Annotated in this window: 28 protein-coding genes; 5 read left to right on the top strand and 23 right to left on the bottom strand. The window is 49.6% G+C overall.

The genetic code is table 11. The annotated features are described in order from the left end of the window. Window positions 1–46: 46 nt before the first annotated feature. The 16 genes from EVJ33_RS06165 to EVJ33_RS06235 form a co-directional block, all read right to left on the bottom strand. Entirely contained in the window at window positions 47–790 is a 744-nt protein-coding gene (locus EVJ33_RS06165; protein WP_131435429.1) for a hypothetical protein, read from the bottom strand. After that, the gene (locus EVJ33_RS06170) at window positions 787–1,239 is read right to left on the bottom strand and encodes an RNA polymerase sigma factor (RefSeq protein ID WP_201739675.1); all 453 of its coding nucleotides are present in this window, start codon (window positions 1,237–1,239) and stop codon (window positions 787–789) included. Before EVJ33_RS06170 ends, EVJ33_RS06165 begins: the two co-directional genes overlap by 4 nt. 137 nt (window positions 1,240–1,376) lie before the next feature. Beyond that, window positions 1,377–1,886, bottom strand: coding sequence for a HEAT repeat domain-containing protein (locus EVJ33_RS06175; protein WP_131435431.1), 510 nt, complete (start codon window positions 1,884–1,886; stop codon window positions 1,377–1,379). A gap of 74 nt (window positions 1,887–1,960) precedes the next feature. Beyond that, window positions 1,961–4,531, bottom strand: coding sequence for an ABC transporter permease (locus tag EVJ33_RS06180; protein ID WP_131435433.1), 2,571 nt, complete (start codon window positions 4,529–4,531; stop codon window positions 1,961–1,963). Further along, complete coding sequence (locus tag EVJ33_RS06185) at window positions 4,528–5,211, bottom strand: ABC transporter ATP-binding protein (RefSeq protein ID WP_131435435.1); 684 nt, start codon at window positions 5,209–5,211, stop codon at window positions 4,528–4,530. Before EVJ33_RS06185 ends, EVJ33_RS06180 begins: the two co-directional genes overlap by 4 nt. An 85-nt stretch (window positions 5,212–5,296) precedes the next feature. Then, window positions 5,297–6,298, bottom strand: coding sequence for a sensor histidine kinase (locus EVJ33_RS06190; RefSeq protein ID WP_201739669.1), 1,002 nt, complete (start codon window positions 6,296–6,298; stop codon window positions 5,297–5,299). 1 nt (window position 6,299) lies between these two features. Next, window positions 6,300–6,980, bottom strand: a complete 681-nt coding sequence (locus EVJ33_RS06195; protein WP_131435437.1) for a response regulator transcription factor — start codon at window positions 6,978–6,980, stop codon at window positions 6,300–6,302. Between the two features lie 120 nt (window positions 6,981–7,100). Then, window positions 7,101–7,592: a hypothetical protein gene (locus tag EVJ33_RS06200; RefSeq protein WP_131435439.1), complete on the bottom strand. Its 492-nt coding sequence runs from the start codon at window positions 7,590–7,592 to the stop codon at window positions 7,101–7,103. A gap of 32 nt (window positions 7,593–7,624) precedes the next feature. Further along, the gene (locus EVJ33_RS15420; protein WP_161566904.1) at window positions 7,625–7,798 is read right to left on the bottom strand and encodes a hypothetical protein; all 174 of its coding nucleotides are present in this window, start codon (window positions 7,796–7,798) and stop codon (window positions 7,625–7,627) included. Between the two features lie 83 nt (window positions 7,799–7,881). Continuing rightward, the gene (locus EVJ33_RS06205) at window positions 7,882–8,409 is read right to left on the bottom strand and encodes a DUF2812 domain-containing protein (protein ID WP_131435441.1); all 528 of its coding nucleotides are present in this window, start codon (window positions 8,407–8,409) and stop codon (window positions 7,882–7,884) included. Continuing rightward, complete coding sequence (locus EVJ33_RS06210) at window positions 8,406–8,732, bottom strand: PadR family transcriptional regulator (protein WP_131435443.1); 327 nt, start codon at window positions 8,730–8,732, stop codon at window positions 8,406–8,408. Before EVJ33_RS06210 ends, EVJ33_RS06205 begins: the two co-directional genes overlap by 4 nt. Before the next feature lie 120 nt (window positions 8,733–8,852). After that, complete coding sequence (locus EVJ33_RS06215) at window positions 8,853–9,860, bottom strand: tRNA dihydrouridine synthase (protein WP_131435445.1); 1,008 nt, start codon at window positions 9,858–9,860, stop codon at window positions 8,853–8,855. Window positions 9,861–9,961: 101 nt separating this feature from the next. Then, window positions 9,962–10,747 carry a M15 family metallopeptidase gene (locus tag EVJ33_RS06220; protein ID WP_131435447.1) on the bottom strand — a complete coding sequence of 262 codons (786 nt, stop codon included), beginning with the start codon at window positions 10,745–10,747 and terminating at the stop codon, window positions 9,962–9,964. Between the two features lie 72 nt (window positions 10,748–10,819). After that, window positions 10,820–11,881 (bottom strand): sensor histidine kinase, encoded by a 1,062-nt coding sequence (locus EVJ33_RS06225; protein WP_161566905.1) that lies wholly within the window; start codon window positions 11,879–11,881, stop codon window positions 10,820–10,822. A gap of 34 nt (window positions 11,882–11,915) precedes the next feature. After that, window positions 11,916–12,614, bottom strand: coding sequence for a response regulator transcription factor (locus EVJ33_RS06230; RefSeq protein ID WP_131435452.1), 699 nt, complete (start codon window positions 12,612–12,614; stop codon window positions 11,916–11,918). A gap of 171 nt (window positions 12,615–12,785) precedes the next feature. Beyond that, a complete protein-coding gene (locus EVJ33_RS06235) occupies window positions 12,786–13,382 on the bottom strand; it encodes a TetR/AcrR family transcriptional regulator (protein WP_131435454.1) in 597 nt (198 codons plus the stop codon). Between the two features lie 218 nt (window positions 13,383–13,600). Between EVJ33_RS06235 and EVJ33_RS06240 the strand changes: the two genes are divergently transcribed. The 4 genes from EVJ33_RS06240 to EVJ33_RS06255 all read left to right on the top strand — a co-directional run bounded on the left by EVJ33_RS06240 (window position 13,601) and on the right by EVJ33_RS06255 (window position 16,448). Beyond that, the gene (locus EVJ33_RS06240; protein ID WP_131435456.1) at window positions 13,601–14,560 is read left to right on the top strand and encodes a DUF5692 family protein; all 960 of its coding nucleotides are present in this window, start codon (window positions 13,601–13,603) and stop codon (window positions 14,558–14,560) included. 107 nt (window positions 14,561–14,667) lie between these two features. After that, window positions 14,668–15,228, top strand: coding sequence for an AAA family ATPase (locus EVJ33_RS06245; RefSeq protein ID WP_131435458.1), 561 nt, complete (start codon window positions 14,668–14,670; stop codon window positions 15,226–15,228). Window positions 15,229–15,540: 312 nt separating this feature from the next. Further along, the gene (locus EVJ33_RS06250; RefSeq protein WP_201739670.1) at window positions 15,541–15,729 is read left to right on the top strand and encodes an antitoxin VbhA family protein; all 189 of its coding nucleotides are present in this window, start codon (window positions 15,541–15,543) and stop codon (window positions 15,727–15,729) included. A gap of 29 nt (window positions 15,730–15,758) precedes the next feature. Continuing rightward, complete coding sequence (locus EVJ33_RS06255; protein WP_236634548.1) at window positions 15,759–16,448, top strand: Fic/DOC family protein; 690 nt, start codon at window positions 15,759–15,761, stop codon at window positions 16,446–16,448. Window positions 16,449–16,551: 103 nt separating this feature from the next. Here EVJ33_RS06255 and EVJ33_RS06260 read toward each other — a convergent pair whose 3' ends face one another. The 7 genes from EVJ33_RS06260 to gatC form a co-directional block, all read right to left on the bottom strand. Further along, window positions 16,552–17,082, bottom strand: coding sequence for a DM13 domain-containing protein (locus tag EVJ33_RS06260; protein WP_131435462.1), 531 nt, complete (start codon window positions 17,080–17,082; stop codon window positions 16,552–16,554). A gap of 36 nt (window positions 17,083–17,118) precedes the next feature. Next, complete coding sequence (locus EVJ33_RS06265) at window positions 17,119–17,655, bottom strand: GNAT family N-acetyltransferase (RefSeq protein ID WP_131435464.1); 537 nt, start codon at window positions 17,653–17,655, stop codon at window positions 17,119–17,121. A 72-nt stretch (window positions 17,656–17,727) separates the two neighbouring features. Next, window positions 17,728–19,089 (bottom strand): 23S rRNA (uracil(1939)-C(5))-methyltransferase RlmD, encoded by a 1,362-nt coding sequence (gene rlmD / locus EVJ33_RS06270; RefSeq protein WP_131435466.1) that lies wholly within the window; start codon window positions 19,087–19,089, stop codon window positions 17,728–17,730. A gap of 96 nt (window positions 19,090–19,185) precedes the next feature. Continuing rightward, a complete protein-coding gene (locus EVJ33_RS06275) occupies window positions 19,186–20,187 on the bottom strand; it encodes a diacylglycerol kinase (protein ID WP_131435468.1) in 1,002 nt (333 codons plus the stop codon). 61 nt (window positions 20,188–20,248) lie between these two features. Continuing rightward, a complete protein-coding gene (gene gatB, locus EVJ33_RS06280) occupies window positions 20,249–21,679 on the bottom strand; it encodes an Asp-tRNA(Asn)/Glu-tRNA(Gln) amidotransferase subunit GatB (RefSeq protein WP_021066489.1) in 1,431 nt (476 codons plus the stop codon). Window positions 21,680–21,691: 12 nt separating this feature from the next. Continuing rightward, entirely contained in the window at window positions 21,692–23,134 is a 1,443-nt protein-coding gene (gene gatA / locus EVJ33_RS06285; RefSeq protein ID WP_131435470.1) for an Asp-tRNA(Asn)/Glu-tRNA(Gln) amidotransferase subunit GatA, read from the bottom strand. Between the two features lie 11 nt (window positions 23,135–23,145). Further along, window positions 23,146–23,436 carry an Asp-tRNA(Asn)/Glu-tRNA(Gln) amidotransferase subunit GatC gene (gatC, locus tag EVJ33_RS06290; protein ID WP_021066487.1) on the bottom strand — a complete coding sequence of 97 codons (291 nt, stop codon included), beginning with the start codon at window positions 23,434–23,436 and terminating at the stop codon, window positions 23,146–23,148. A 219-nt stretch (window positions 23,437–23,655) separates the two neighbouring features. Here gatC and EVJ33_RS06295 point away from each other — a divergent pair, with 219 nt between their 5' ends. Beyond that, a complete protein-coding gene (locus EVJ33_RS06295; protein ID WP_131435471.1) occupies window positions 23,656–25,359 on the top strand; it encodes a methyl-accepting chemotaxis protein in 1,704 nt (567 codons plus the stop codon). The last annotated feature ends 13 nt before the right edge of the window (window positions 25,360–25,372 follow it).

Below are 25,372 nucleotides of genomic sequence, written 5' to 3' on the forward strand. Positions count from 1 at the left end.
TAATAATATATCATCTTTTAAAAATCAAATAGACATGAAATGTGACTTATTTAAACTTAGTCATCATGAACGCCTCTATATCATCAAGTGTTTCAGCGCCACGTAGCGACGGATAGGCATCTCGACTGAAGACGAGTCCTTCTTCCGTGTTCAAGAACATGTACCGCTCACCGTCCGGGAAGCCGTAGTCACTCACGTCCATCACTTGAAGCGTGGCCCCGTTTTGTGACCAGATGTGGGAAGCATCATGCCGTCTCGTCATAAAAATCCCTTCCATACCGAGGCGAAGTTCAGAGATGACGTCCGCATCCGACTGAAGCACTTCAGAACCGGCACCGGCAACGGTAAGTACTTTCATCTCACTCCCAGGCTCAACCTCACCTCGATAGACGTCTGTCACGCCAATCGTCACGATCGACTGATATTCCGCTTGTCCGTTGAAGTCGAGCTCGATGTGGTCAATCTGCTTCACGACGCCCCGTACCACGGCAGGTTCCCATTTCGAGAACAGCTCGTCCTCACTCATCTCGACAAGGTTTGCCGACGACATCCCGACATCGATGTCCTCTTCATCGATATAAGCGACCGACATATTGCTCGAGCTGTCCGACAGCGGAATCAATTCTTTAAAACCGTCCCATGTCACGACAAAGAGTGTGACAGCCGCTGCTGCCACAAGACCGCCTATCCAACGCCAATGTCTTCGTTTCTTTCCCTCGACTTCCATCGATTCCTCGACGAAACGGTCATCAACGTCCCCCATCAAACGTGTGAGCCGATCTCCGTTCATAGTGCCACCCCTTCCGCTTCGAGCGCTTGCTTCAAGTCGTTCCGGGTCCGCAGCAGCACCATCTTGACCTTGCTCTCACTCACCTGGCGCATCGTCGCGATGTCTTTAATCGACTGAAAGTGAAAGTAACGCCCCATAAAGATCTGCCGGGTCTCTTGCGGCAACTGGGCCAAAAAGTCGTTCAACAACTCGATGACTTCTGAATCGGTCGCGACGGAGGAGGCGAGACAGTGCTCGAGCTTACTGACGATGAGCGGGACTTGTCCCGCTCCGCGCTTCTTGGCGTTCGCCTTCTCATACTTATGGAGCGAGACGTTACGAACAAGCTTCGCCAAATAGGCGGCGAGTCGCGCTGGACGTGTCGGCGGAATCGCTTGCCACGCCTTCATGTACGTATCATTGACGCACTCGTCCGCGTCCTCTCGGCTGTTTAAAATGTTATAGGAAATCGTATGACAATAGCGGCCGTCGCCTCAATCGCCCGCTCAGAACGTCTCCAATACAAATCGATAATCGCTTGATCGTCCAATCGAATCCCCCTCTCGATGTACTTACATCTTTATAGACCGGAAATGAAGTCCATCGGTCACAACTTCTGTAAAAGTTTTTTTGAGCGGCTCTTCACGGCCGGACTCCCTGTCTCGAGCTGCGACTCGAGCAATGCTTTCAGCTCTACACGGAATCGTGGATGCACGGCGCTCAAGTCGAACACTGCCTGTAGGGAATTGACGATGACGATGTTGCTCGTCTCCGTGGCAATCCTATCGGTGAGCACATGAACGATGTCGGCCGCCTCGTCCTCCGTCCACATCAGCCGTGGCATCACTTGCGCCAAGTGCCACCTCACTTCTTGTTGAGTGATGATATGTAGCTGCTGGAACAAGGACGCTTGATGCGCATGAAGCAACTTTGGATGACGGCGTGTCACTTTCTCCATCGCGTCTGCGCTCCGCATCCGGACGACGGGACGGTCATCGGTTAGGCCGGTCATCAATTCGCTGAATCGGTCCGGGTCGTTCCCGACGAAAGTGACAACCTCATCGACGTGGCCGACCGAGCGCAAATCCCCACCACTCAATACTTCTCGGATATCCATGCTCCCACCTCTTTCTTCTCTCTCATTTTACAGAAAAAGGGACTCAGTAGACACTGAATCCCTTTGCCTGCATATTAGTTATTCTCTTGCTTCAAACGGTCGATAATATTATCCGACTTCACTTTCGAAATCGCGTACAGCATCGAAGAACCAACGATCAGGAAAATTACGACCGTGACGAACAAGATGTCGCCCCACGGCAACGTGAACGCTGCTTCAAACGTGTTGATCTGTGCCCGGTAAATGAGGTACATGATGAGAATACTGACCGGGATTCCATACGCCAATGCTTTCACGCCGTAGAAGATGCTCTCATAGTACACCATCTTGTTGAACCCTTTCGGTGTCATCCCGACCGAACGGAGCATCGCGAATTCGCGGCGCCGTAGCGAGACGCTCGTCGAGATCGTGTTGAAGATGTTTGCCACTGAGATGAGCGAGATCAAGACGATGAACCCGTAGACGAAAATCGACAACAGCAACAACATTTGCTCTTGCTGTTCACGTTGCTCCGACACGTTGAAGATGTATTGGTCCATGTTCTGTTCCGCCTCAATCACTTGTTGCGTTGCATCAGGATTGCTTGTGTTCAAGGCGATCGACGGGCTCGATTGTTGCATCAATTTACCAATCGCATCGTCTTCAAACGTCCCTTCTCGAACAATCACATCGAGCCACCCGAGTGAACTTGTCATCACACCAGTCGGGGCGACGTCGGTCATGGCGCCGATTTTGATTGTTTTGAGCGGTGTCGTGCCGTCCGTTGCGTTCTCGTTTTGGAGTTCGAGCGTATCACCGATTTTGGTCTCAATCGTCTTCGAGTTCACAAATTTCTTCTTGTCGACGTCTTGATATGAAATTTCATCAATCAAGACGGCACCGGGCATCTCTCCGTCTTCAAAGTTGCTAGCGTCTGCCCCGATTTGCTTCAAGTACGCATCGAAACTGGCGTCATCCAATTGATAGAGGGAGACGTAATACATGAATTTCCCATCACCGAAGTTGAATGCCAAGTCTTCGTTCTCGGTGACTGCGCTCGGTAACCGTGCTTCGTCGACCATCGTCTGGACGGTCGTGTTCTCGAAGTACGTCCCGCCCGTCACATTATCCAACGTCTCATAGCGACGTAAGTCATCTTTACTGAGATTCGACCCGTTCACGAGAATGTCGAACGCGTACGTGCCTTGTGACATCTCGAGAGACTGTCCGAGCCGGTCTGTGAAGTAGCTGACGACTAAAAACAGCACGATACTGATGACGAGCGAGAACACCGTCGCCAAATACCGTTTCCGGTTGCGTTTCGTATTTTTCAGCCCGATCTCCGCTTCCAAACCGAAGATCCGTCGAACGAGCTTTGACGTCTTGACGTTCTTCGACGTCAGTCGAACATCTTGGGTTTGACGAATCGCGTCAATCGCAGAAATTTTGGAAGCGCGGCGCGCCGGCAGATAACACGAGATGAAAATCGTTACGCTCGAAATCAAAATCGTCAACAGGAGCGTGACCGGTGTGACGACGACCTCAAACTTCTCCGTCACATTGAGCGCTTTCTCAGCAAAGGCGTTGATGAATAGGAACGTGACCCCAATCCCGGTCACCCCGGCGATGATACCAATCGGGATGCTAATTCCTCCGATAATCAATCCTTCAAAGAAGACCGAGTTTCGTTTTTGCCGTTTCGTCGCCCCGACACTCGCGAGCATCCCGAGATAACGCGAGCGCTCGGATACACTGATGGCAAAAGCGTTATAGATGAGCGAAATCGAGCCGATGACGATGACCGCCATGATGATGCCACCGAACCCGTACAGCGTCTTGCGCAAGCCATCATCATCCGTCACCCCATAATAGCGGAGCAATGATGAGTTATACGCGATGCCTTCAATCTGTTGTTCGCGCATCACTTGTTTCGTATCCTCATAGATCGAGCCGTTCACGTCGTTCAAGGCGACGAACGTATCGACGGTCGCACCGTTCAATGCTTTGTCGTCAATGTATCCGACGACCGTATACCCTGGCGACCAAGTCGGCTCCCAGGCCGGGCGCGCCATCGTACCGACGACGGTCAACGTCACCGTATCCTCGATTTTCAACTTCTCAAGAATCGTCTCCCCTTCGCGGACCAAACCCTCGTTTTGGGTCAATACACGGCCGGATTCTTCATCCACACGCTCACCGATTTCAATCGTCAATTCATCCCCAATGTTGTACGTGACTTGCGCATTTTGACGGATGGCCTCAGAAATGACGACTTCGCCTTCTTTGTTTGGGAGTCTCCCCTCCGTCAAATCGACAGGAAAGTTTTTGAGCCCGGACGTGTTATAGTTCCGGACGTATAAGTACGGTTTATAGGCATTCTGTGAATCCTTTAATTCCGCATAGCCGTCACTCGATAGAATGACGTCTTTCGTCGATGCATTCTTCCGGATCGCCTCGACCTGATCCTCATTCGTGTTGATGTATTGGACGTGCCATTCCCCGTTGTCCGCAATGTCTTGACGGATCATCAAGTCCAGGAACGACGAACCTAGTGTCGTCACAGCCGTGATCATCGCCACCGAGATGATGACCCCGATGATGGTGACGAGCGAGCGCCGCTTGTTTTCACGCAAGTGGCGAAGCGTCATTTTATGGATGATGTTCATGAGCGGACGACCTCGTTCTTCGCAATCTTCCCATCCTCAATCGAGATGATGCGGTCGGCCTGCAAGGCGATCCGTTCGTCATGTGTAATGATGATCAGTGTCTGGTTGAACTTCTTGTTGAACAGTTTCAGGAGGCTCATAATCTCTTCACTGTTTTGACTGTCCAAGTTCCCTGTCGGTTCATCGGCCAAGATGATGGCCGGGTTACTAATGAGCGCCCGGCCGATGGAGACGCGTTGTTGTTGCCCACCAGACAGTTGGTTCGGTAGGTGCGTCATCCGGTTCGATAGCCCGAGGATGCCGATGATGCGTTCCAAATGCGAAGCGTCGACTTTTTGTTCGTCCAACAACATCGGTAGTGTGATGTTCTCCTCGACCGTCAAAATCGGGATTAAGTTGTAAAATTGATAAATCAAACCGATTTGACGACGGCGGAAGATGGCGAGCTGTGTCTCGTCCAACTTGTAAATATCCGTATTGTCAATCAACACCTGTCCGCTTGTCGGCACGTCAACACCACCGAGCAAATGCAACAACGTCGACTTCCCCGAGCCCGACGGTCCGACGATACAGACAAACTCGCCTTTTTTGACGGTGAACGATACGTCATCGAGCGCCCTGACTTCCATCTCATCTTTCCCGTATACTTTCGATAAGTGTTGCACTTCTAATATGTTCATGTTTGCACCCTCCAGTACTTGATCTACTTTGAGTGTACCGAGCGAGTGTGACACGTCCGTGACTCGAAAGTGACTGTTTCGTCACTTAGACAATCGCTTTGTAGAATCGAATTTGAAACGCCGTCCCAACGCCGATTTCACTGCTGACGGTCAGTTCACCTTGCTGGCTCGTGATGATACTGTGGGCCATGGCGAGGCCGATGCCGACGCTGTCGTCACTCGCATTCATCCCTTTATAAAAACGTTGGAAAATATACGGGACGTCTTGTTTGTCGATGCCACTCCCCGTGTCGCGAATGATGATTTCCGTATACAGGGTGTTTTCGCTAAATTCGATGAACAGCTCCCCTCGTTCCGGTGTATGTTCGACGCAATTTTTCAAGATGTTGATCAGCGCCTCGGTCGTCCACTTTAAATCCCCTTCGAACGTGACATCACGCTCACCCGTGATCTGAAGCCGCTGCATGTTGATATCGATCGGCACGAGCATCGGTTCCGTCACGGCTTGAACGAGCGAGGGAACGGACACCGGTTCTCGTTTGAACTGAATCGTCCCGGCATCGATTTTAGACAGTTTAAGTAACGATGAGACGAGCCACTCCATCCGCTCGAGCTGCACCTGCACGTTATGCGTGAACTCTTGACGTTTGTCATCTGACAGCCGTGGGTCACTGAGCAAGTCCGCCATGACGGTCATCGAGGTGAGCGGGGTCTTCAGCTGATGGGAAATGTCGGAGATGGCATCCGTCAGTTTCTGCTTGTCCTCTTCAAGATGCGTCCCTTGTTCCGACAGCATCTTCGTCACTTTATAGATTTGGCTCTTCAATAGACTGAGCTCGCCTTCACGGTTGTCGCGGACATCGAGTTGATAATTGCCGTTGCTGATCTCTTGCAGATAGCTCGAGAGCTGTTCGATTTCCCGATAGCGCCACATCGTGAAGCGATAGGTCACGGCAATGAAGACAATCGATAAGACCGCGACAAGGAGTGTAGCCTCAACCGAGATGAACAGCGCGACGCTCACGGCCAAGCCAATGATCATAAAGAGACTCAATAAATAGATTCGAACTTCTCGATTTCGTAGCATGTTAACCCTCCACCTTATAGCCGATGCCACGAACCGTCTTAATCAACGTCGGCCGCTGTGGGTCGTCTTCGAGCTTTTCGCGTAACCGTTTAATGTAGACGGTCAACGTATTGTCGTTCACAAAGTCCCCGCCCATGTCCCAAATCTGGTCGAGCAGTTGCGCCCGGGACAACACTTGTCCTGTATGTCTGCCGAAGATGAGCAGTAAACGATACTCGAGCGCCGTCAATAAAATCTCATCCCCGTTCTTCTTAACTTTAGCGTCTTGCGTATCGATTTCAATCGATCCGATTGTCAGGACGGATGAGCTAGCCTGTTTGTTGTAGCGGCGCAACACCGAATGAATCCGTGAGATGAGTTCTCGGACACGGAACGGTTTTGTGATGTAGTCGTCCGCTCCCATATCGAGTCCCATGACGACGTTTACTTCATCATCGAACGCCGTCAAAAAGATGACGGGTGTATCCTGTTTTTGCTTCACGAGCCGACACAAGTCATAGCCGCTCCCGTCTGGCAGCGACAAGTCGAATAGACACAGGTCGATCGTATGTAACTGTTGTTCGATCAAACGTGTCGCGTCGGTTGCGTTCTGGCATAGCGTCGTCGTAAATTGTTCTTGTTCGAGCGAATATTGAAGACCGGAGGCGATTGTCCGGTCGTCTTCAACGATTAAAATGTGCATGGTGTTCCCTCCTGACTCTTCTTCTCATAATATAGCAGTCTTTTTTCAAGTGAGGAGACAAAACAAAAATCCCGAACGAGAAATCTCGTTCGGGAAGACAATACACTGCCTACACTCGTATCAGGATTTTACGACACGAAGGCACTCCGGCCTCTCAAACCCATCTGCACCTAAAAAACGTAGCGCATTGATCGTCAACTCGTCGAGATTGATGGATTGGACGTTCGGCTCGGTCTGTTCATCGACCCATACTTTCCAAATCTCAACTTCATCCGCCGTCTTCAAGTGGTCGGTTATATACTCGACGAGTTGTTCGGCTCTCGCATCGGAATAGCGCCAACGCAATTCAGCGACGTGCGGTTTTTTTGAGTACGCCTCGACGTTTTCCTCTGCATAATAAAGTTCTCGTTTGATCTCAATCTCGTCGAGTTGCTCTTCTGACTCGACGTTCATCAAAATCTTTGCGTTACGATCGAGTTCTTGATCCTCCGCAATCATCTCAGGCAAAATGACCCCCTTTTTAATCGCCTCATTGATTGATAAAAATTCAACGTATGGATTTTCGACTTCTTGTAATGGTTGTGTACTCGTTATAAATTGAAATTCACTCATGTTAACGCCTCCTCGTTATATAAAAGTATGGATCATCGTTTCATTGCGCTGATGGAAATAACAAGTCCGATCAAATAACCGACCATCGAGCCGACAACAATCCCGTATGCAACCGTAAAACCGAATAGTAGGGAGATGATCATCCCGGCAGCCGTTCCGAAAATAAGGCCAAGTCCGACCGCTGATTTACGCCATTCGCTACCCATCATATCACTCTCCTTTTTTTATAGTCGTTGCAGATATTTAACTAATTAATTCGCTTCAATAAACTGCGTCATTGATACTTTTTTTACCTTTGTTCTGAGATTTCACGAAGCCCTTTCAACGTTTGAATTTTCTGATGATGCGTATGTGCGTAGTGCGAAAGCATCACAACAATAGCGAGATTCGGAAAGGTGATCCAACCCGTCATCGAATTTGGAAGATTAATGAACACGACAGCTAGATTAATAAATAGTACAGAGCTATATAATTTCAAGATGCTACGTTCATGTCGAATTATTGAATCAAAATCGGAATAGAGATGAAATGGCCCGTCTTCTGTGCGTTTCCGTAAAAAAATCCACCGGAAGGACGTCTCGACAACTTCAATCTCCATCTTTTCTAAAAATTCAAAGTAAGCTTTTGATTTGGGATGACTCGGAAGTTCTTCAAGCAATTCGATACGATACATATATGCGCCCGGCCCTCCCTCGCAAAACACATAACGCCCGAATTTAAACTGTTCTAACAACCACCCATGTGCCGCCATCTCATTTAGCCACTTCTCTTCTTTTTCGTAATCCACATAAAAACGATAGACCGTTTTTGTTTTCACGACTTATCTCCCCCTATCCACTGTTTTCCGTTTGCAACGAGCTCTTCAAGACGTAAAAGTTCGCCTTCAAGCACAGCTTGTCCTTGAGCTGTGACGACATACTCTTTCTTGCGTCCACTCGCAATCTCCACTGCTTCAATCCACTCTTTTTCCACCAAACTACTGAGCGCGCCGTACAATGTCCCCGCCGCTAATTGAACGCGACCATGGCTCAACTCTTGAACGAACTGCATGATTCCGTATCCGTGTCTTGGAACTTGTAGCGACAGTAAAATGTAATAAACCGCTTCCGTCAATGCGACGGACCCCGCTGATTGTGTCATAGTTGCTCCCCTTTACTTCGCCTGACGATATATCGGCTTCCGATATATCTAGTGTATCCTAGTTTTAGGTCGTTGACTACAAAAAAAAGGATCCAGTTTACACTGAACCCCTGCAAAAACTTATTCGACTGTCGACTCCGCCTCGGCAAGCGCGGCTTCTTCTTTGTGATAGTTCTCGACGAACGCGTCGAGCAATGCCCGCACTTCGTCTGTCGATTTCGTGTCCATGAGCTTCACACGGAGGTCGCTCGCTCCACGGAAGCCTTTCACATAAATCTTGAAGAAACGGTGCAAGTTCGAGATCGAACGTGGCACGTCCTCTTGGAACTTATCTTGCAGGTCAAGTTGGAGACGAAGCAAGTCGAGGTACTCTTCCATCGAATGCTCACGCGGCTCTTTCTCGAACGCGAACGGGTTCTTGAAAATCCCACGACCGATCATGACGCCGTCGACGCCATACTTTTCGACAAGCTCTAATCCCATCTGACGGTCGAGGATGTCACCGTTGATCGTGATGAGCGTGTCCGGTGCGATTTCGTCACGCAATTTGACGATATCCGGGATCATCTCCCAGTGCGCGTCGACTTTACTCATCTCGTTGCGTGTGCGCAAGTGAATCGACAAGTTGGCGATGTCTTGCTTCAAGAGATGCGTCAACCAGTCGCGCCACTCGTCGAGCTTCGCGAATCCGAGACGTGTCTTGACGCTGACCGGGATTCCGCCAGCTTTCGCCGCTTGGATGAGTTCCGCCGCGACGTCAGGGCGGAGGATGAGTCCGCTCCCTTTCCCACGCTTGGCTACGTTCGGAACCGGGCAACCCATATTGATGTCGAGGCCTTTATAGCCCATCTCGGCCATCCCGATGCTCATCTCGCGGAAGTAGTCCGGGTTGTCGCCCCAAATATGGGCGACTATCGGCTGCTCGTCCTCAGTAAACGTCAAGCGTCCACGCAGGCTACCTTTCCCTTCTGGATGGCAATAGCTGTCCGAGTTCGCGAACTCGGTGAAAAAGACGTCAGGTCGGCCGGCATGGGCGACGACGTGGCGGAAGACGACATCGGTCACGTCTTCCATCGGGGCAAGTATAAAGAATGGACGCGGAAGATTGCGCCAGAAATTTTCTTTCATGATTTAGTTCAATTCCTTTCATAACGAGCCATCACAGTTTATCTTCAATCAAAAAAACCTGCTCTCATTCTATGATTTCTCGCCACGCTTTTCAACTATGATTACTCATGAACGACAGAGGTAATCACAAAACCGCTCGTGTTGTCTCCCGAGATATCGAAGTCGGTCGTCTCAGGGATATCCGTCATCTCCGACTGATCATATTGAATATAATAGGTTGTTCCGGCATTTCTCACTTGATGTTCTCTTTCTGTTTTCAAATACGCTAAATATTCTTCGAGGACAAAATCTTTTTTCTTCATCACGATGCTGTGAGGAAGCCCGACGTAGCGAAAGTGCCACGGCTCGAACTCGATTCCTGTAACATCGGTTTTCCCTTTCGGATACCGTACAACGAACCCGAAATTATGAGCATTTTTTTCAAGCCATGCCCCTTCACGCGCATGATCCATCATTCCTTCCGTGGAGCCAATATCTAACGAGAGCCCGCTTTGATGCTCACTATATCCAGCCGGAAGTGCATAATTCGGTCCATTTTCATCATAAAGTTGTTGTTGTAATGTCGCATCGCGGTAAGCACTATTGATTTTAAAGTGCCAAACCCCATCTTTTTCTGCTTGTTTTAACATCTCTTGTAACGGTTTGATGACATGATCTTGTAGCAAAAACTCTGCGTCCACGACGAGATTCTCCGAAATATTTTCAGGAATTCTCGTTAAATTTTGAGGCTCCTCTTTCAACTTCACGTCTCGGTTTATAAGAACCAGATCCCCGTGATGGACCGATGCGTGCTGAAGCGATATCTCTTGCGTCAAGTCGGGTAGTTTCATAAGAAATAATTGATAAGCGATGAATGAAACGATGAGTGCGACGAGTATTTTTTTCATAGAATAAGACCTCTCCTTCACTTGTTACACTTAGCTTAAAGAAGAGGTCTTAAATAAATGTTAGGGAATTTCTTAAATATTTCTTAAATCGACAGGAAGTAGGACATCAAAATGAATTTGACCATCACCATTCCAAACTTGAATTGTCCCATCGTGCTTCTCGACAATCGTCTTGGCGATGTATAGGCCGAGTCCCGTTTGTTTTGAAGGTATATTTCTGACTTGATCGACAGTATAGAACATGTCAAATAAATGCGGTAGTTTTTCTTTCTCAATTGGGGCACCGTGGTTTGAAATTCGAATGTGAACTCCAACGTCTCGTTTTTCTGCCTTCACACGGATTGGTTGACTTAAATCGCCGTAAAATAATGCGTTACTCAATAAATTCTCAAATACGCGAGCCAGCTCTTTGCCATTGCCCATGATGAACAAATTTGAATCGATTTGTTTTGTGATGGAGACATCGCGCTCTTCGACGAGTGCATCCATTTCATCAAGTAGTTGGAGGAGCAATTGCTGGATATCAATCGGTGTCTTTTCAATCACTTGGAGGGATAAATCTAGCTTTGACACATCAAACAATGTCCCGATGAGTTCTTCAAGGTAGACCGACTTGGTATAAGCAATCCTTGTATACTCATCTTTTTGGGCCCCCGACAACTCTCGTTGCTCATTCAGCAAGTTTAAATAGCCGATCACAGATGTCAACGGAGTACGTAAATCATGAGCCAAATTGGCAATCAACGTCTCTTTACTCCGTTGGGATAAGGTTTGAGCATTGATCGCTTCTTGGAGCAACCGACTCGCCTCATTCAAATCCGTGGCAATCTGTCGAAACTCGTCTTTCGACTCGACCTGAACATTGTACGTAAAATCTCCATCCGCCAAATGACGAATGCCGGCAGAGATTTCAGTGAAATAGTTTGAATAGGTCCGGGTAAATAAATAAAATAGCAGAATCGATAACGGAATATATATAATCAAAAATGCATTAATGTCACCAAACTCTCTCATCATTTGGCGATAATACGTATAACTGTCTTCATACATAACGTAGTGATGATAATAAAATTGGAGTAATTTATATACGGTGAACGTGATGGCCGCAGCACATAATAAACTTTTTATAAACAAATAAATGATTCGGGTCCTAAAGCTATAAAAGAAATTATGCATTGAATTTATAACCCACACCCCACACGGTCTCGATTAGTTTTTTAGACTTATTCGTGTCTTGAATTTTTTTGCGGAGTGTTCGGATGTGGACCATTACCGTGTTGGCACCTTCAAAATAATTTTCCTTCCACACTTTTTTAAAGAGCTGTTCTGAACTGAAGACCTGGTTCGGTGATTTCATTAGCAACCATAAGATGTCGAACTCTTTCGGGGTTAACTCGATTTTTTGATCATTGACACAAACTGTTCGTTCATCTGCGTTAATGGCGATATTTTGGAGTCGAATGACTTCTTTCGAACCGGCATCGATTGTTTGCGTCCACTGAAACGCTCTTCGCAATTGGGCGTTGACACGTGCCACTAGTTCCAACGGATTGAACGGCTTTGTAATATAGTCGTCCGCCCCGATGACTAGACCGCTAATTTTATCAAGATCGGATTGTTTGGCGCTCAAGAAAATGACAGGTGTCAGGTTTGTTTTGCGAATATGTGTCAATACTTCATGACCATTTAACTTTGGCATCATGATATCTAAAATGACCAGATCGAACGGCTGTTTCTCAAAGAGCTCTAGCCCAGACTTTCCATCGTGGGCCATTAACGTATCGAATCCTTCATTTTGCAAATGAATCGATACTAGTTGCGCAATTTCCACTTCATCATCAATGATTAGTATTCGTTTTGAATTCAATCTTATGACCTACTCTCTACTTAAACTGTTTACGCTCAACATCACCGTAGCAAACCTACACTACTATACGATGAAACATGGATGAAGTAAAAAATGGCATTGATTCGACCGTGGAATCAGGACGAGATCAAAACCATTTTCGAAAGACAGAAAAGCATATATGTCCGTGTTTTAATCTTCTTGGATGAGCTTAAAGAAGTGCGCAAATCCTTCTTGCAGCAAATACTCCAATATTCGATTCGTATGAACAGACTCGACAACTTGAACATTCAATAACGTTTGGAGCACCATTCCATCAATTGCGGCCATCGTCCAGGCGGCGACCGCTCTCGTCGAAGGTCCGCGTTCAACGCCATATGCTCTCACAAAGATGGCTTCGACGCGATTGATCCAATCCTCGTATTTTTCTATAAACTTATTTTGTAACTCCACATTCCCGAGCATCGCCTCATGGGCCAAATAAAACTGCAGACGGCTTTCCGCATCTTTTTTGAGCCGGTCTTGCATCCCATCGAAGATTTCTTGAATGATTTCGCGGGCCTCTTTCTTGTCCTCAATCGAGACGGTCGCGATTCGACGAATCTCACCTAATCCTTCGTCCATCACGTCATACAAAATAGCCTCTTTCGAACTGTAATAATGATAGATCGCCCCCGTGCTAAACCCTGCTTTTTTTGCGATTCCCCGAAGCGTCGTACCTTGAATCCCGTTTTCGATAATCGTCGCTCGCGCCGCTTCTAATATCTTTTGTTTTCCTTCGTTCATCATATGCTCCGACGCTCCTCACGTAATAATGGCTAATTATATCATAATGATTTGTCCAAATTATGACATGTCACTGTGACGTACCAAACCAGATTGACAACGCTTCCAATAGTTTGTTACACTTTTCACATAAACATAACGAACGTTCGGTATGTTTAAAGACATCATCTTTTCATCGTTGCTTCATCACTATCCTTTAGAAATGAAAGGGGCGTTATCGTATGTTCTTCTTTGAGTCTATCCCTTGGTACAATGTCGTGATGTGGTTCGTCGTATTCGGTCTATTGATCGGGTTAAATGAAATCGTCCGATCTAGCAAAAAAGCGAGTATCTTCATGTTTATGGCCGTACCAATCGCCTTGACCCCGATTTGGTTTTTCACCGCCGATCCTGAAATCACCTCGTGGTTCCATTGGGTGAAAGTGTATTCAGCATTAGCCGGAAGTTTGATTTACATGGTCATCCGCTTCACGGATTATCATAAGAAACATCCATGGTACTTGATGCTCGTCCCAGGTATTTTGGCACTCAACATCGCTGAGGCCGTCGTTCGAGAGTTCCAAGTCGGTATCATGGGATTTGAAGGTATGGTCGATGGGATGTACTACATCTCGGGCGGTTGGAACTACGTGAACGCCGTCGCGGGAATCTTGAACTTGGTCCTCATCTGTGGCTGGGTCGGTATTTTTGCCACATCCGGTAAGAAAAAAGACATGCTCTGGCCGGACCAGACGAAACTTTGGATTGTCGCTTACGGCATCTGGAACATCGCCTACGTCTATTCATGCGCACCGGGCAACGCCTTTTATTCAGGATTCGCTTTGAACATCGCCGCGACGGTTCCCGCCTTGCTTTGGGCAAAAGGCACATGGATGCAAAACCGCGCCCAGACGCTCACATTTTGGATGATGTGGGTCATGACGTTCCCTTACTTCTTTGCTGTCGGTAGCACGTTCAACGTGAGTGTGTCGTACAACCCGGCAGCGAACTGGACGATCGCCCTGCTCAGTTTGGCGCTAAATGTCGTCCTCGCCGTCTGGCAAGTGACACGGATCGTCAAATACAAACTCAATCCGTTGAAAGACGAGTTGTGGAAAGATACGAACGAATATAAAGAAATCAACGCGATGCGTGAAGACACTGCTCCTGAACAAGAAACTGCGGTCAGAAGAGTGCTGTAAATATGAGACGGGCTGCGTGACAGTCCGTCTTTTTTTATTTTTCACAGGACAATCGTCAGGACAATTAGAATGATAATACAGAACATATTTTGAAAGGGTTGATAAAGATGATCGTTTGGATCAACGGCGCTTTCGGTTCAGGCAAGACGACAGCCGCCAAACAATTGCAACAACGGTTGCCAAACGCCTTTTTGTATGACCCGGAACAAGTCGGTTTTTTCATTCGCGACAATCTGCCCAAAGACATGCAACTGCCTGACTTCCAACGTCATCCGGAATGGCGGGCGTTTAATGCTGAGATGTTGGCGAAGATTGCTCGTTCATACGATGGCGTAATCGTTGTCCCGATGACGATCGTGGACCGCCTCTACTATGATGAAATCATCGGAGCCCTACAACGTGACGGGATTCGGGTCGACCATTATATTCTCCACGCGGATAAGAGAACACTTAACAAGCGTTTGAATCAACGCTTTGAATGGTTCAATTCATGGGGTAAGGCGCAAATTGACCGCTGTCTCTACGCCTTTCATCACGACATCACGCATGACAAAATCGAGACCAATCACCTTACAGTCGAACAGGTCGTCGAGGAAATTGCCGAGCGGAGCGGCTTGACCCTACTAGCCGCAAAACGCAGTCTCTTCGTACACGCGTTCCGATCATGACGAAGCAAGAACCCTCTAATCTACGATTGAAGGTTGCTTGCTTGAGGAGTCTTTTAGTCTTTCGTCATGAACACGGCTCTTTCATACTCATTTTTATGCTCGTGCTAATATTCGATCCGCTCCATTGTACATGCTAAATGATTGTTGTTCTTTTCAAACATTCGTCAATTGAAACACAGCACTTTCTTCACAAAATCCTCGGGTGCTGACTACGAGTCCAAGCTAATCGCGCTAAGTTGCACAACGATTTTATAGTTCATCGTGTATGATATAATTGTAAATAAGTTAATCAAAGTGAAAAGGGTGAGAAAAGTGGACAAGAACTCATACATCGAACGTCAAAAACAAGTGAAATTTGCAGTTGGTATGGCTGCAATCGATGGGGGGAAACCAAGTCCTTTCACACAAAAATTGCTAAGTCGATATGAAAATGGCGAGATCACTTCAGCTCAGTTTAAACAAGCCATTATGGAGCAGTATACGAAAGCACAGCAATCCTAATGGATCCTTACGTTTAGCCCAATACAAGTGTGCTTATAAATAAACTTGGGATAACTGACGAGCAACAACTGATTACTGTTGAAGCGCAACTTATCATTGCAAACATATTAGAAATCGAATCGCTCATTTCGAAAGTAGACTTCGATAGTTATCATGCTCTACAACAAATCCATCGACATCTATTCAACGAACTATATGAATGGGCCGGCGCTTTTCGCTCAATCAATATCTATAAAAATGAGCGAATTTTGGGCGGCATATCTGTAATTTACAGTGATTCTTTGCAGATTCAAACGGACTTAGCATCTATCTTTGATTGGAAACAAGAAATCACATGGACCCATCAAAATATACGACTGCCCATCTATTTCGCTAAGCTAATGACAGATTTGTGGCGGGTTCATCCTTTTCGCGAAGGGAATACCCGTACCGTTTCTGTTTTCATGAAACTTTTCGCTCAACATCATAATTTGCCTTTTAATGCAGAACTGCTCTCTAATAACGCTGGTTACCTTAGAAATACCCTCGTCATGGCCGCAATTAATGAAGCGCCAGATCCGACCTATTTACACAAAATCATAAATGATGCTTTATCTATCGACTTCTCTGCTAGTTTGTCAGATAGTGGCACTTTTTCTGAAAAATATCGCACAATTGGTTCGTACAACGTTTCTAGTTACGAAGAAAAGCCATTCTCTACAGACCATGATGAATCATAATTCAAAAAAACAACAACCTCAATGGAACCGTGCATCGGTCTCACTAAGGTTGTTGTTTTTCTAATGTCATTAGATGAAGGCCTTAACTTTTAATGTATTCGCGTTATTGTGGACTTAACTCTCCCGTACCAAACGTTGCATCGAACGCCCGACACCAGATCACGACGGTCGTGTATTGCGTGAGATCGACATCTTCAGGAATCAAATAATTTTGGTTCCCGGTATTGCCCTTTAACGCGCCTAGACGAATCCCTTCTGTCGTCTCCATCCCCGGCTGAATCAAATAGACGAACAAGTCGGGCCCATTTGTCGTTTGGAAATCTTCGAAGCGCAAGTACACGCCGTCTTCTGCACGGATCGTTTGAATGTTCCCTGACGTTTCATAGTTCTTTTCTCCATCCATGAACACTCCTGCCAAGTCGGTAAACTCCGTTGCGGTTCCACCCTCCTCAGACGACGGGGGTTCCGTCGCTTCCTCGCCTTCGCCCTCTTCATCTACAGTTGCGTCAATTGACGTCGGCGGAAGTCCCTCATCAACCGTCTCGTTCAAGAAAATAGGCGAAATGAGCCACCACCCAATCAACAGGACGGCTACTCCCACTATACCTAGGATCACTTTTGTCACGTTTCGCATCCTCTTCACTCCTTTTCATAAGAAAATCTTTAGTTCTCAGTACAAGTAGCCTACTAAATCTAAATGACCTTCCGTCCATGCTTTATCACCGACCGGCCGAATCATCAACTCATCAAAGGATGCTTCCCCGATTCCACGTGTCGTCTGCCGTTCATCGTCGATTTGGAGCCATGTACACATGTTGTCGACATGGTTGAATCCCGCTCGTAAATAAAGATCAGGTCGGTCTGCAAACAATAAAAGGAAATCGACTTGATTCGTCTCTCCTACATCAATGACCTCATCCAATAACGCCTTACCAATACCGTCGCCCTGCATCTCTTTTTTGACGCATAAATCAATCACACCAAGAACTTGAATCGGTTCCCCGTTCAAATTCATCACTCGATAGTCTAGTCCGACATGACCAACGACTTGACCTTCGTCCCCAAAAGCGAGAAGACGGAGGTGAGGCAATTGCTTGAAATATCGACGATTCGGATAGAGCGGTTCAAATGACACCACCAACAACTCACGGATTTCATTACTCAATGTCTCATCAAGTTCTAACTCTACATAACGCTGAATCTTCATCCACACGCTCCTTATCGTCTTGATCCTAAAAAAACCTCCGATTTCCACAAATCGAAGGTCATTTTTTTCAGTTTATTCTATTTTTTCTAGCCACGCCACCGTCTCCACGTGCGCCGTATGCGGGAACATGTCGACCGGGGTCACTTCGACTAATTTGTAGCCACGGTCGGCGAGGTAACGCATATCGCGCGCCTGCGTCGCGACGTTACACGACACGTAGACGATCCGCTTCGGTGCCATCTCGACCATCGTCTCGAGGAACGACTCGGCACAGCCTTTACGTGGTGGGTCGACGACGATGACGTCCGGGTTGATGCCATCCTTCTTCCACTGCGGCAGCACATCTTCCGCTGCGCCACAGGCGTACGTCACGTTGTCGATCTCGTTGACGAGCGCGTTTTGTTTCGCGTCCTCGATCGCTTCCGGCACGACTTCGACGCCGTACACATGCGCTGCTTTCCGGGCGAGGAACAGACTGATTGTCCCGATGCCGCAATAGGCGTCGACGACTTGCTCGGTCCCGGTGAGTTGCGCGTATTCGAGCGCCTTGCCGTATAGCTTCTCCGTCTGGACCGGGTTGACTTGGAAGAACGAGTGTGGCGAGATCGTGAACGTCAGTCCACCGATCTTGTCCTCAATCGTCTCATGGCCATATAACAATTTGTTCGTCGACCCCAAGATGACGTTCGTCTTATCCGGGTTGACGTTTTGCATGATCGACGTCACGTCCGGCATACGCTTCAAGATGTCGGCGACAATCTCGTTCACGCCTTTGATTTTCGTCGTCTTCGTGATGAGGACGATCATCAACTCACCCGAATGATACCCGTAACGGGCCATCACGTGGCGGATGACGCCGCGACCTGTCTTTTCATCGTACGCCGGCACATTGTGCGCCGCGAGCACGTCACGGACGACTTGGACGGCCTCATCGTTGCGCTCGTCTTGGATGAGACATTCCTTCATTTCGACGATATCGTGCGAACGTGGACGATAGAAACCCGCGATGAGACGACCGGCCTCGTCTTTGAACGGCACTTGCGCCTTGTTGCGGTAACGCCATGGTTCCGGCATGCCGATTGTCTCGTGGACGGGCACGTCGAACTGACCGAGTCGTTTCAACGCATCGACGACACGGTCCCGTTTTTGACGGAGCTGGCCGTCATAGCTGAAGTGCTGGAGCTGACAGCCCCCGCACTGATAGAAAATCGGGCACGGTGGCTCGACACGGTCCGCGCTCGCTTGCTTCACATCGATCAAGCGGGCGAACCCGTACTGTTTATTCGTCTTCGTCACGACAATCTCCACGGTCTCCCCCGGGAGCGCATTCGGGACGAACAACGTGTAACCGTCGACGCGTGCCACGCCCGCGCCTTCGTGCGTGAGGTCGTGGATATGGACGTCGAGACGGTCATTCTTTTGGACTGGTAGCATGAGTCTCTCCTTTCCCGATTCAAAAAATAGTGTGTATTAGTTCATACCCGTTCCAAGCGAACGAAAAGCTCGGCGTGTGCGCCACGCCGAGCCGTGTTATTCTGCTTTCTCGTTCGCTACGTTGAACAGCTGTTTAATCATCTGTTCGCGTTCATACTGGGCGTTCAAGTCTTCCATCTCACGGATGCGCGCGTTCGGCGCGAGCACCGTCAAGTGACGGAACAAGTTTCGCATCTCGCCCGTGCATTCGCCACCGTATTCGCCGTCGATGTTGAGACTCATCGGTTCCGTCGTCGTCTTCATCTTGACGCGTCCCGTCTTGACGTGCTCGACGAGCGGACTCGACAAGTGCTCACCACGGAGCAACAAACGGACGACGTGGATGAACTCGAACAAGTTACACTTACGCAAGATGAACAAGTCGAACAGTCCGTCGTTTAATGACGCGTGCGGCGAAATCTTCTCAAAACCGCCGACCGAGTTCGAGTTCGACGTAAGGAAGATCATGACCTCGCCGCTGAACGTGCCCTCATCGTGCTCGAGCTCGATATACGTCGGCTTGATGAGTGGAAGCTTCTCCATCCCTTTGACGTAATAGGCGAGCTGTCCGAGCGCCGTCTTCAGTTTCGATGGGACCTCGTACGACAGCTCCGTCATGATGCCGCCGCCGGCGATATTGATGAAGTAGTGGATGTCGCCTTTCTCTCCTTCAATCTCACCGAGGTCGACCGGCATCTCGAACCCGTCACAGATGACGTCGAGGGCACCGACGACGTTGAGCGGAATTCGCATCGCCCGGGCGAAGTCGTTCGTCGTGCCGACCGGGATGAGCCCGATCGTCGGACGCGTGTCGAGCGGGGCGAGTCCCGAGATGACCTCGTTTAGCGTCCCGTCCCCACCGGCCGCGATAATCAAGTCGAATTCGGCCTCAGCGGCCCGAACGGCCTCGAGCGTCGCGTCGCCGATCGCTTTCGTCGCGTACGTCGACGTCTCATAACCCGCATCCTCGAGGCGGTTCAAAATGTACGGGAGTTCCCGTTTGATCACTTCTTTTCCAGATGTCGGGTTATAGATGACCCGTGCGCGTTTTCGTTGCATAATGTTCTCTCCCCATGCTCAAGTCGAGCGAAAAGCGAGACACAAGTGCCTCGCCGCCTGTTTAGCGTTTGGCGATCTCTTCGTGGAACAAGCCATCGAGGAGTGCCGGGTTCGCCATCCCTTTCGTCTGCTTCATGATTTGCCCGATGATAAAGCCTTTGGCACGGTCTTTCCCGTTCTTAAAGTCTTCAATCATCTGCGGATGCGCTTCGAACAAGTCGAGGATGTAGCCGCGGAGCAAGTTCTCGTCCGAAATTTGGGCGAGACCGTTCGCTTCGACGTACGCCTTCGGCTCGGCGCCTTCTTCGATCATGGCAGTGAACACACGTTTGGCGATCTTCGAAGAAATTGTACCTTCTCCAATCAAACGAATCAACTCCGCGAGCGAACTCGGCGTCAATTTCATCGTCTCGATCGTATCGTCCGATTTGTTCAAGTGACCGAGCACTTCGCCCATGAGCCAGTTCGCGGCCGCTTTCGGTTCGGCACCGGCAGCAGTCGTCGCTTCGAAGAAGTCCGAGAACTCCCGCGTCGACGTGAGTGCCTTGGCATCATAAGCCGACAAGCCGTAGTTGTTCATATAACGCTCGCGGCGTGCGACCGGAAGTTCTGGAAGCGTGGCGCGAATGCGTTCTTTCCATTCCTCATCGATTTCGAGACGGACGAGATCCGGCTCTGGGAAGTAGCGATAATCGGCCGCTCCTTCTTTGACACGCATAAGGATCGTCTTCTTCGCCGCCTCGTCGAAACGGAGCGTCTCTTGACGCATGACGCCGCCCGTGATGAGCAGTTTGCGATGACGGTCTTCCTCATACTCGAGCGCCTTCAAGACGTTCGAGAACGAGTTCAAGTTCTTGAGCTCCGTCTTCGTCCCGAACGGCTCTTGACCGAACGGACGGACCGAGATGTTACAGTCGCAACGAAGCGACCCTTCTTCCATCTTGACGTCCGAGACGCCTGCGAACGAGAGCACTTCTTTCAAGCGCTCGAGGTACGCGACGGCGTCTTTCGGTGAGCGCATGTCGGCCTCACTGACGATCTCGATGAGTGGTGACCCGGTGCGGTTGAAGTCGACGACCGAGTGTTTCTCGCCCGTGTGGTTCATCTTCCCGGCATCTTCCTCGAGATGGACGCGTTCGATGCGGAACCGCTTCATCTCACCGTCGACTTCGACATCGACGTGACCGTTGAAGCCGATTGGCTGATCGAACTGCGAGATTTGGTATGCTTTCGGCGTATCCGGATAGAAATAGTTCTTCCGGTCGAATTTTGTGTCGGTCGCGATTTCGCAATTGAGTGCCATCGCGGCCTTGATGGCGAGATTGACCGCCTCTTCGTTCAATTTAGGCAAGACGCCCGGGTGTCCGAGACAAATCGGACACGTCTGTGTATTCGTTTCGGCACCGTATGTGCGCGAGCAGCCACACCAAATCTTCGACTTCGTGCTCAGCTCGGCGTGCACCTCGATCCCGATGATCGTTTCAAAGTTCATCGTACGTCCTCCTTAGAGCTGTGGCATCTTGAAACCGCCGTTTGCTTGTTCAAAAGCATGGGCCACGCGGTAGAGTGTTGGTTCACTGAAATGGTTCCCGATGATCTGTAAACCGACCGGGAGGCCTTCTGATAAGCCAGCCGGTACCGAGATGGCTGGAATGCCTGCCAAGTTGACCGGAATCGTCATAATATCGTTGGCATACATCGTGAGCGGATCTTCGAGCTGGTCACCGAGTTTGAACGCGACCGTCGGCGCTGTCGGTCCGATAATCGCATCGTAGTCGGCGAACACGTTCGCGAAGTCTTGCTTCATGAGTGTGCGGACCTGTTGCGACTTTTTGTAGAACGCATCGTAATAACCTGAGCTGAGCGCATACGTCCCGAGCATGATGCGGCGTTTCACTTCTTCCCCGAAACCTTGTTCGCGCGAGTACGTGAACACTTCTTCGAGCGCATCGGCCTCAGCACGACGTCCGTAACGGATGCCGTCAAACCTGGCCAGGTTCGAAGATGCTTCTGATGACGCGAGCAAGTAGTACGTCGGGAGCGCATATTTCACCGTCGGGAGCGAGACCGTCTCGACCGTCGCACCGAGCGACTTGAGCGTCTCGACCGCTTCTTCAATCTGTTTGCGGACACCTTCTGACACACCTTCAGCCATGAACTCTTGTGGAAGTGCGAGCTTCATACCTTTGATGTCGCCGTGAAGCGATTTCGTGTAATCCGGTACGTCGACCGTCGCTGACGTCGAGTCCATGTCGCAATGACCGGCAATCGCGTTCAACAAGTAAGCGTTATCTTCGACCGTACGTGTGAGCGGACCGATTTGATCGAGCGACGAGGCGAACGCGACGAGTCCGTAACGTGAGACGAGTCCGTACGTCGGTTTCATCCCGACGACGCCACAATAGGCTGCCGGTTGACGAATCGAGCCACCCGTATCCGAGCCGAGGCTGAACAAGACTTGGCCGGCCGCGACCGTTGCCGCTGAACCACCTGATGAACCACCTGGTACGCGCGTAGGGTCCCACGGGTTGCGGACGACTTTGAACGCCGAGTTCTCGTTCGACGAACCCATCGCGAACTCGTCCATATTGAGTTTCCCGATTGTGACGGCACCGGCGTCATGGAGACGCTCGACGACCGTCGCATCATGGGCCGGGACAAAGTTCTCGAGGAACTTCGAGGCACACGTCGTACGTGTCCCTTTCGTGACGATGTTGTCTTTGACGCCGATCGGCAAACCGAAGAGCGGGTTGTCCGAGGTCTTGGCGAGCTCGTCCATCCGTTTCGCCTGTTCGAACGCGTCTTCGTTTAGCGTCAAGAAGGCTCCGATTTTATCGTCGGTCGCCTCGATACGGTCAAATGATTCTTTGACGAGGTCGGATACCGTGACTTCGCCATCTTTTATAAGCGTATGTAGCTTGGCTACACCGTGATCAAATAAACTCATGAAGGGCCTCCTTATTCAAAGACCGCTGGGACACGGACTTGACCGTTCTCCCAATCAGGTGCCATCCGTTCGACTTCCTCGCGTGGAAGTGAAGGACGAACCTCGTCTTTGCGTAGTACGTTTTTCAAATCTAGGGCATGGGTCGTCGGAATGACGCCCGTCGTATCCAATTCATCGAGTTGCTCGGCGAACTCGAGGATTTTTGTCAATTGCTCCGTGAAGTGCGTCACTTCATCTTCTGTGATCGCAAGTCGGGCGAGTCCGGCGACGTGCCGAACTTCAGCTTCAGTGATTCGAGCCAAAGGTTCCACCTCCAACAGTTTTCAATACATCGTCCATTATCATACCACTTTTTCATAAGACAAAAAAGAAAATCCCATCTCTCCAAGAGCGAACGCTTTTTTGAAAAGTTAGGGAATGACCCTGTAATATTGACTCGTTTCCAAAAACACCTATTCGGTCCGTCCCTCAATCTCATTATGCTTAGAAAGAAGCATTCTTTTTTTTCGAGGAGGATCCCTATGTCAATCCGTAATAAACTGATCGTCGCTTTCACCGTCTTGCTCGTTCTATTGCTCGGGGTGAGCGGCTACTCATTTTATGCGCTGAACGCCTCTAAGGCGGCGCAACAAAACATGACCGACTCCTGGGTGCCCGGGATGGACCAAATTCACCAAGTCGACAAGCAACTGCTTGAGATTCGTCGTCACATGACCCGACATGCTTTGGTCGAAGACGAGGTGATGAAGCAAAACATCGAACGCGACCTACAGACGGCCGTCACGATTCTCGAACAACAGATGGTCGGCTATGAATCGACGATTATCACACAGGCCGACCAAGAGCTATTCGATCAAGCGACGAACCAATGGACGTCGTTCCAAGCGAATATTACCGAGCTCGTCCGCATCTCGAACGAAGACGGACAAGCCGCTGCCGACGCCTACTTCCGTGACACGGCGACACCGAGCGCCGACGCCTTGTCCAACACACTCGGCCTGCTCGTCAACTTGAACCGCGACGCAATCCGTACCGACACAGCGAATGGTGAGTCGTTATTTGAACAGGTCCAGCTCACGCTTATGATTATCATGGCTGCTGCCGTCGTGTTCACGGTACTCATGATGGTGTTCATTTTCCGATCGATTTTCGAGCCGTTAAATGAGTTCAAAGTGAAGATGAGAGAGCTCGCCACGAGCCAAGGCGATTTGACGACGGCGATCCCGGTAAAACGGCGCGACGAGTTCGCAGGGCTCGCCCGTGACTTCAATCAATTCATCGCTAACCTCCGTCACTTGATTCTCCAAGTGAACGGCGTGTCGCATGGCGTGACCGAACAGTCCGCACACATGTATGACGAATTGAAAGCGCTTGATACGTATATGACCGCCACTGCCGCGACAACAGAGGATTTGACGGCCGGCATGCAACAGACGGCCGCTAGCGCCCAAGAGATGAACGCTTCGGCGTCTGACATGGAACGGACACTCCACCATATCGTGACGATGGCAGCTGAGCGAAAAGTCGAAGCCGCACAAGTCGACGCACGGGCCGTCGCGTTGCGTGACCATGCCGTCGAGGCGAAATCATCCGCACTCAGTGTCCTGTCGTCGACACGTGTCAACTTGAAAAAAGCGATGCAAGACGCCAAAGCCGTCCGGGAGATTGCGACGCTTACGAATGACATTCTCGACATCGCCGCCCAGACGAACCTTTTGTCCTTGAACGCTTCAATTGAAGCCGCTCGGGCCGGTGAGGCAGGGCGCGGGTTCGCCGTCGTCGCTGATGAAATTCGAAAACTCGCCGAGACGAGCCGGTCGACCGTCGAACGGATTCAGGCCATCTCGACGACCGTTCTCCACTCGGTCGACCACTTGAACGACACGTCGAGCGAGATGCTCGGATTCCTCGACACGAACGTATTGAAAGATTATGACCAGCTCGAGGAAGCGGCCGAACGTTACAGCGAGGACGCCGGTCGATTTGAAGCGACCGCCTCGGAATTCGCTGACGCCGCTGTCGAGCTCGAACAGTTGACCTCGAATATGATTGGGGTCATCCAAGACGTGGCCGTCACCGTCAACAACGGTGCGCTCGGGACACAAGAGATTGCCGAGAAAGTGACGATGTCGGTCGACCGCTTCAGCGAGTTGAACCGGGCCACCGAGATGTCGCAACAGAAAATGGACGAGTTGAGCGAGTTGATCGGTCAATTCAAAGTATGAAAAAAGGAAGCGT

It is taken from the genome of Exiguobacterium sp. SL-10, assembly GCF_004337025.1.
Taxonomy (GTDB): domain Bacteria; phylum Bacillota; class Bacilli; order Exiguobacteriales; family Exiguobacteriaceae; genus Exiguobacterium.

Bases quoted from the DNA above. Each gene is read 5' to 3' on its own strand.
- EVJ33_RS06185 (WP_131435435.1), bottom strand. From the start codon at position 5,211: ATGAACATATTAGAAGTGCAACACTTATCGAAAGTATACGGGAAAGAT.
- EVJ33_RS06175 (WP_131435431.1), bottom strand. From the start codon at position 1,886: ATGGATATCCGAGAAGTATTGAGTGGTGGGGATTTGCGCTCGGTCGGC.
- rlmD (WP_131435466.1), bottom strand. From the start codon at position 19,089: ATGCTACCAGTCCAAAAGAATGACCGTCTCGACGTCCATATCCACGAC.
- EVJ33_RS06275 (WP_131435468.1), bottom strand. From the start codon at position 20,187: ATGCAACGAAAACGCGCACGGGTCATCTATAACCCGACATCTGGAAAA.
- EVJ33_RS06245 (WP_131435458.1), top strand. From the start codon at position 14,668: ATGATCGTTTGGATCAACGGCGCTTTCGGTTCAGGCAAGACGACAGCC.
- EVJ33_RS06265 (WP_131435464.1), bottom strand. From the start codon at position 17,655: ATGAAGATTCAGCGTTATGTAGAGTTAGAACTTGATGAGACATTGAGT.
- EVJ33_RS06235 (WP_131435454.1), bottom strand. From the start codon at position 13,382: ATGATGAACGAAGGAAAACAAAAGATATTAGAAGCGGCGCGAGCGACG.
- EVJ33_RS06215 (WP_131435445.1), bottom strand. From the start codon at position 9,860: ATGAAAGAAAATTTCTGGCGCAATCTTCCGCGTCCATTCTTTATACTT.
- EVJ33_RS06195 (WP_131435437.1), bottom strand. From the start codon at position 6,980: ATGCACATTTTAATCGTTGAAGACGACCGGACAATCGCCTCCGGTCTT.
- EVJ33_RS06190 (WP_201739669.1), bottom strand. From the start codon at position 6,298: ATGCTACGAAATCGAGAAGTTCGAATCTATTTATTGAGTCTCTTTATG.
- EVJ33_RS06295 (WP_131435471.1), top strand. From the start codon at position 23,656: ATGTCAATCCGTAATAAACTGATCGTCGCTTTCACCGTCTTGCTCGTT.
- EVJ33_RS06165 (WP_131435429.1), bottom strand. From the start codon at position 790: ATGAACGGAGATCGGCTCACACGTTTGATGGGGGACGTTGATGACCGT.
- gatA (WP_131435470.1), bottom strand. From the start codon at position 23,134: ATGAGTTTATTTGATCACGGTGTAGCCAAGCTACATACGCTTATAAAA.
- EVJ33_RS06200 (WP_131435439.1), bottom strand. From the start codon at position 7,592: ATGAGTGAATTTCAATTTATAACGAGTACACAACCATTACAAGAAGTC.
- EVJ33_RS06180 (WP_131435433.1), bottom strand. From the start codon at position 4,531: ATGAACATCATCCATAAAATGACGCTTCGCCACTTGCGTGAAAACAAG.
- EVJ33_RS15420 (WP_161566904.1), bottom strand. From the start codon at position 7,798: ATGGGTAGCGAATGGCGTAAATCAGCGGTCGGACTTGGCCTTATTTTC.
- EVJ33_RS06260 (WP_131435462.1), bottom strand. From the start codon at position 17,082: ATGCGAAACGTGACAAAAGTGATCCTAGGTATAGTGGGAGTAGCCGTC.
- gatB (WP_021066489.1), bottom strand. From the start codon at position 21,679: ATGAACTTTGAAACGATCATCGGGATCGAGGTGCACGCCGAGCTGAGC.
- EVJ33_RS06210 (WP_131435443.1), bottom strand. From the start codon at position 8,732: ATGACACAATCAGCGGGGTCCGTCGCATTGACGGAAGCGGTTTATTAC.
- EVJ33_RS06240 (WP_131435456.1), top strand. From the start codon at position 13,601: ATGTTCTTCTTTGAGTCTATCCCTTGGTACAATGTCGTGATGTGGTTC.
- EVJ33_RS06220 (WP_131435447.1), bottom strand. From the start codon at position 10,747: ATGAAAAAAATACTCGTCGCACTCATCGTTTCATTCATCGCTTATCAA.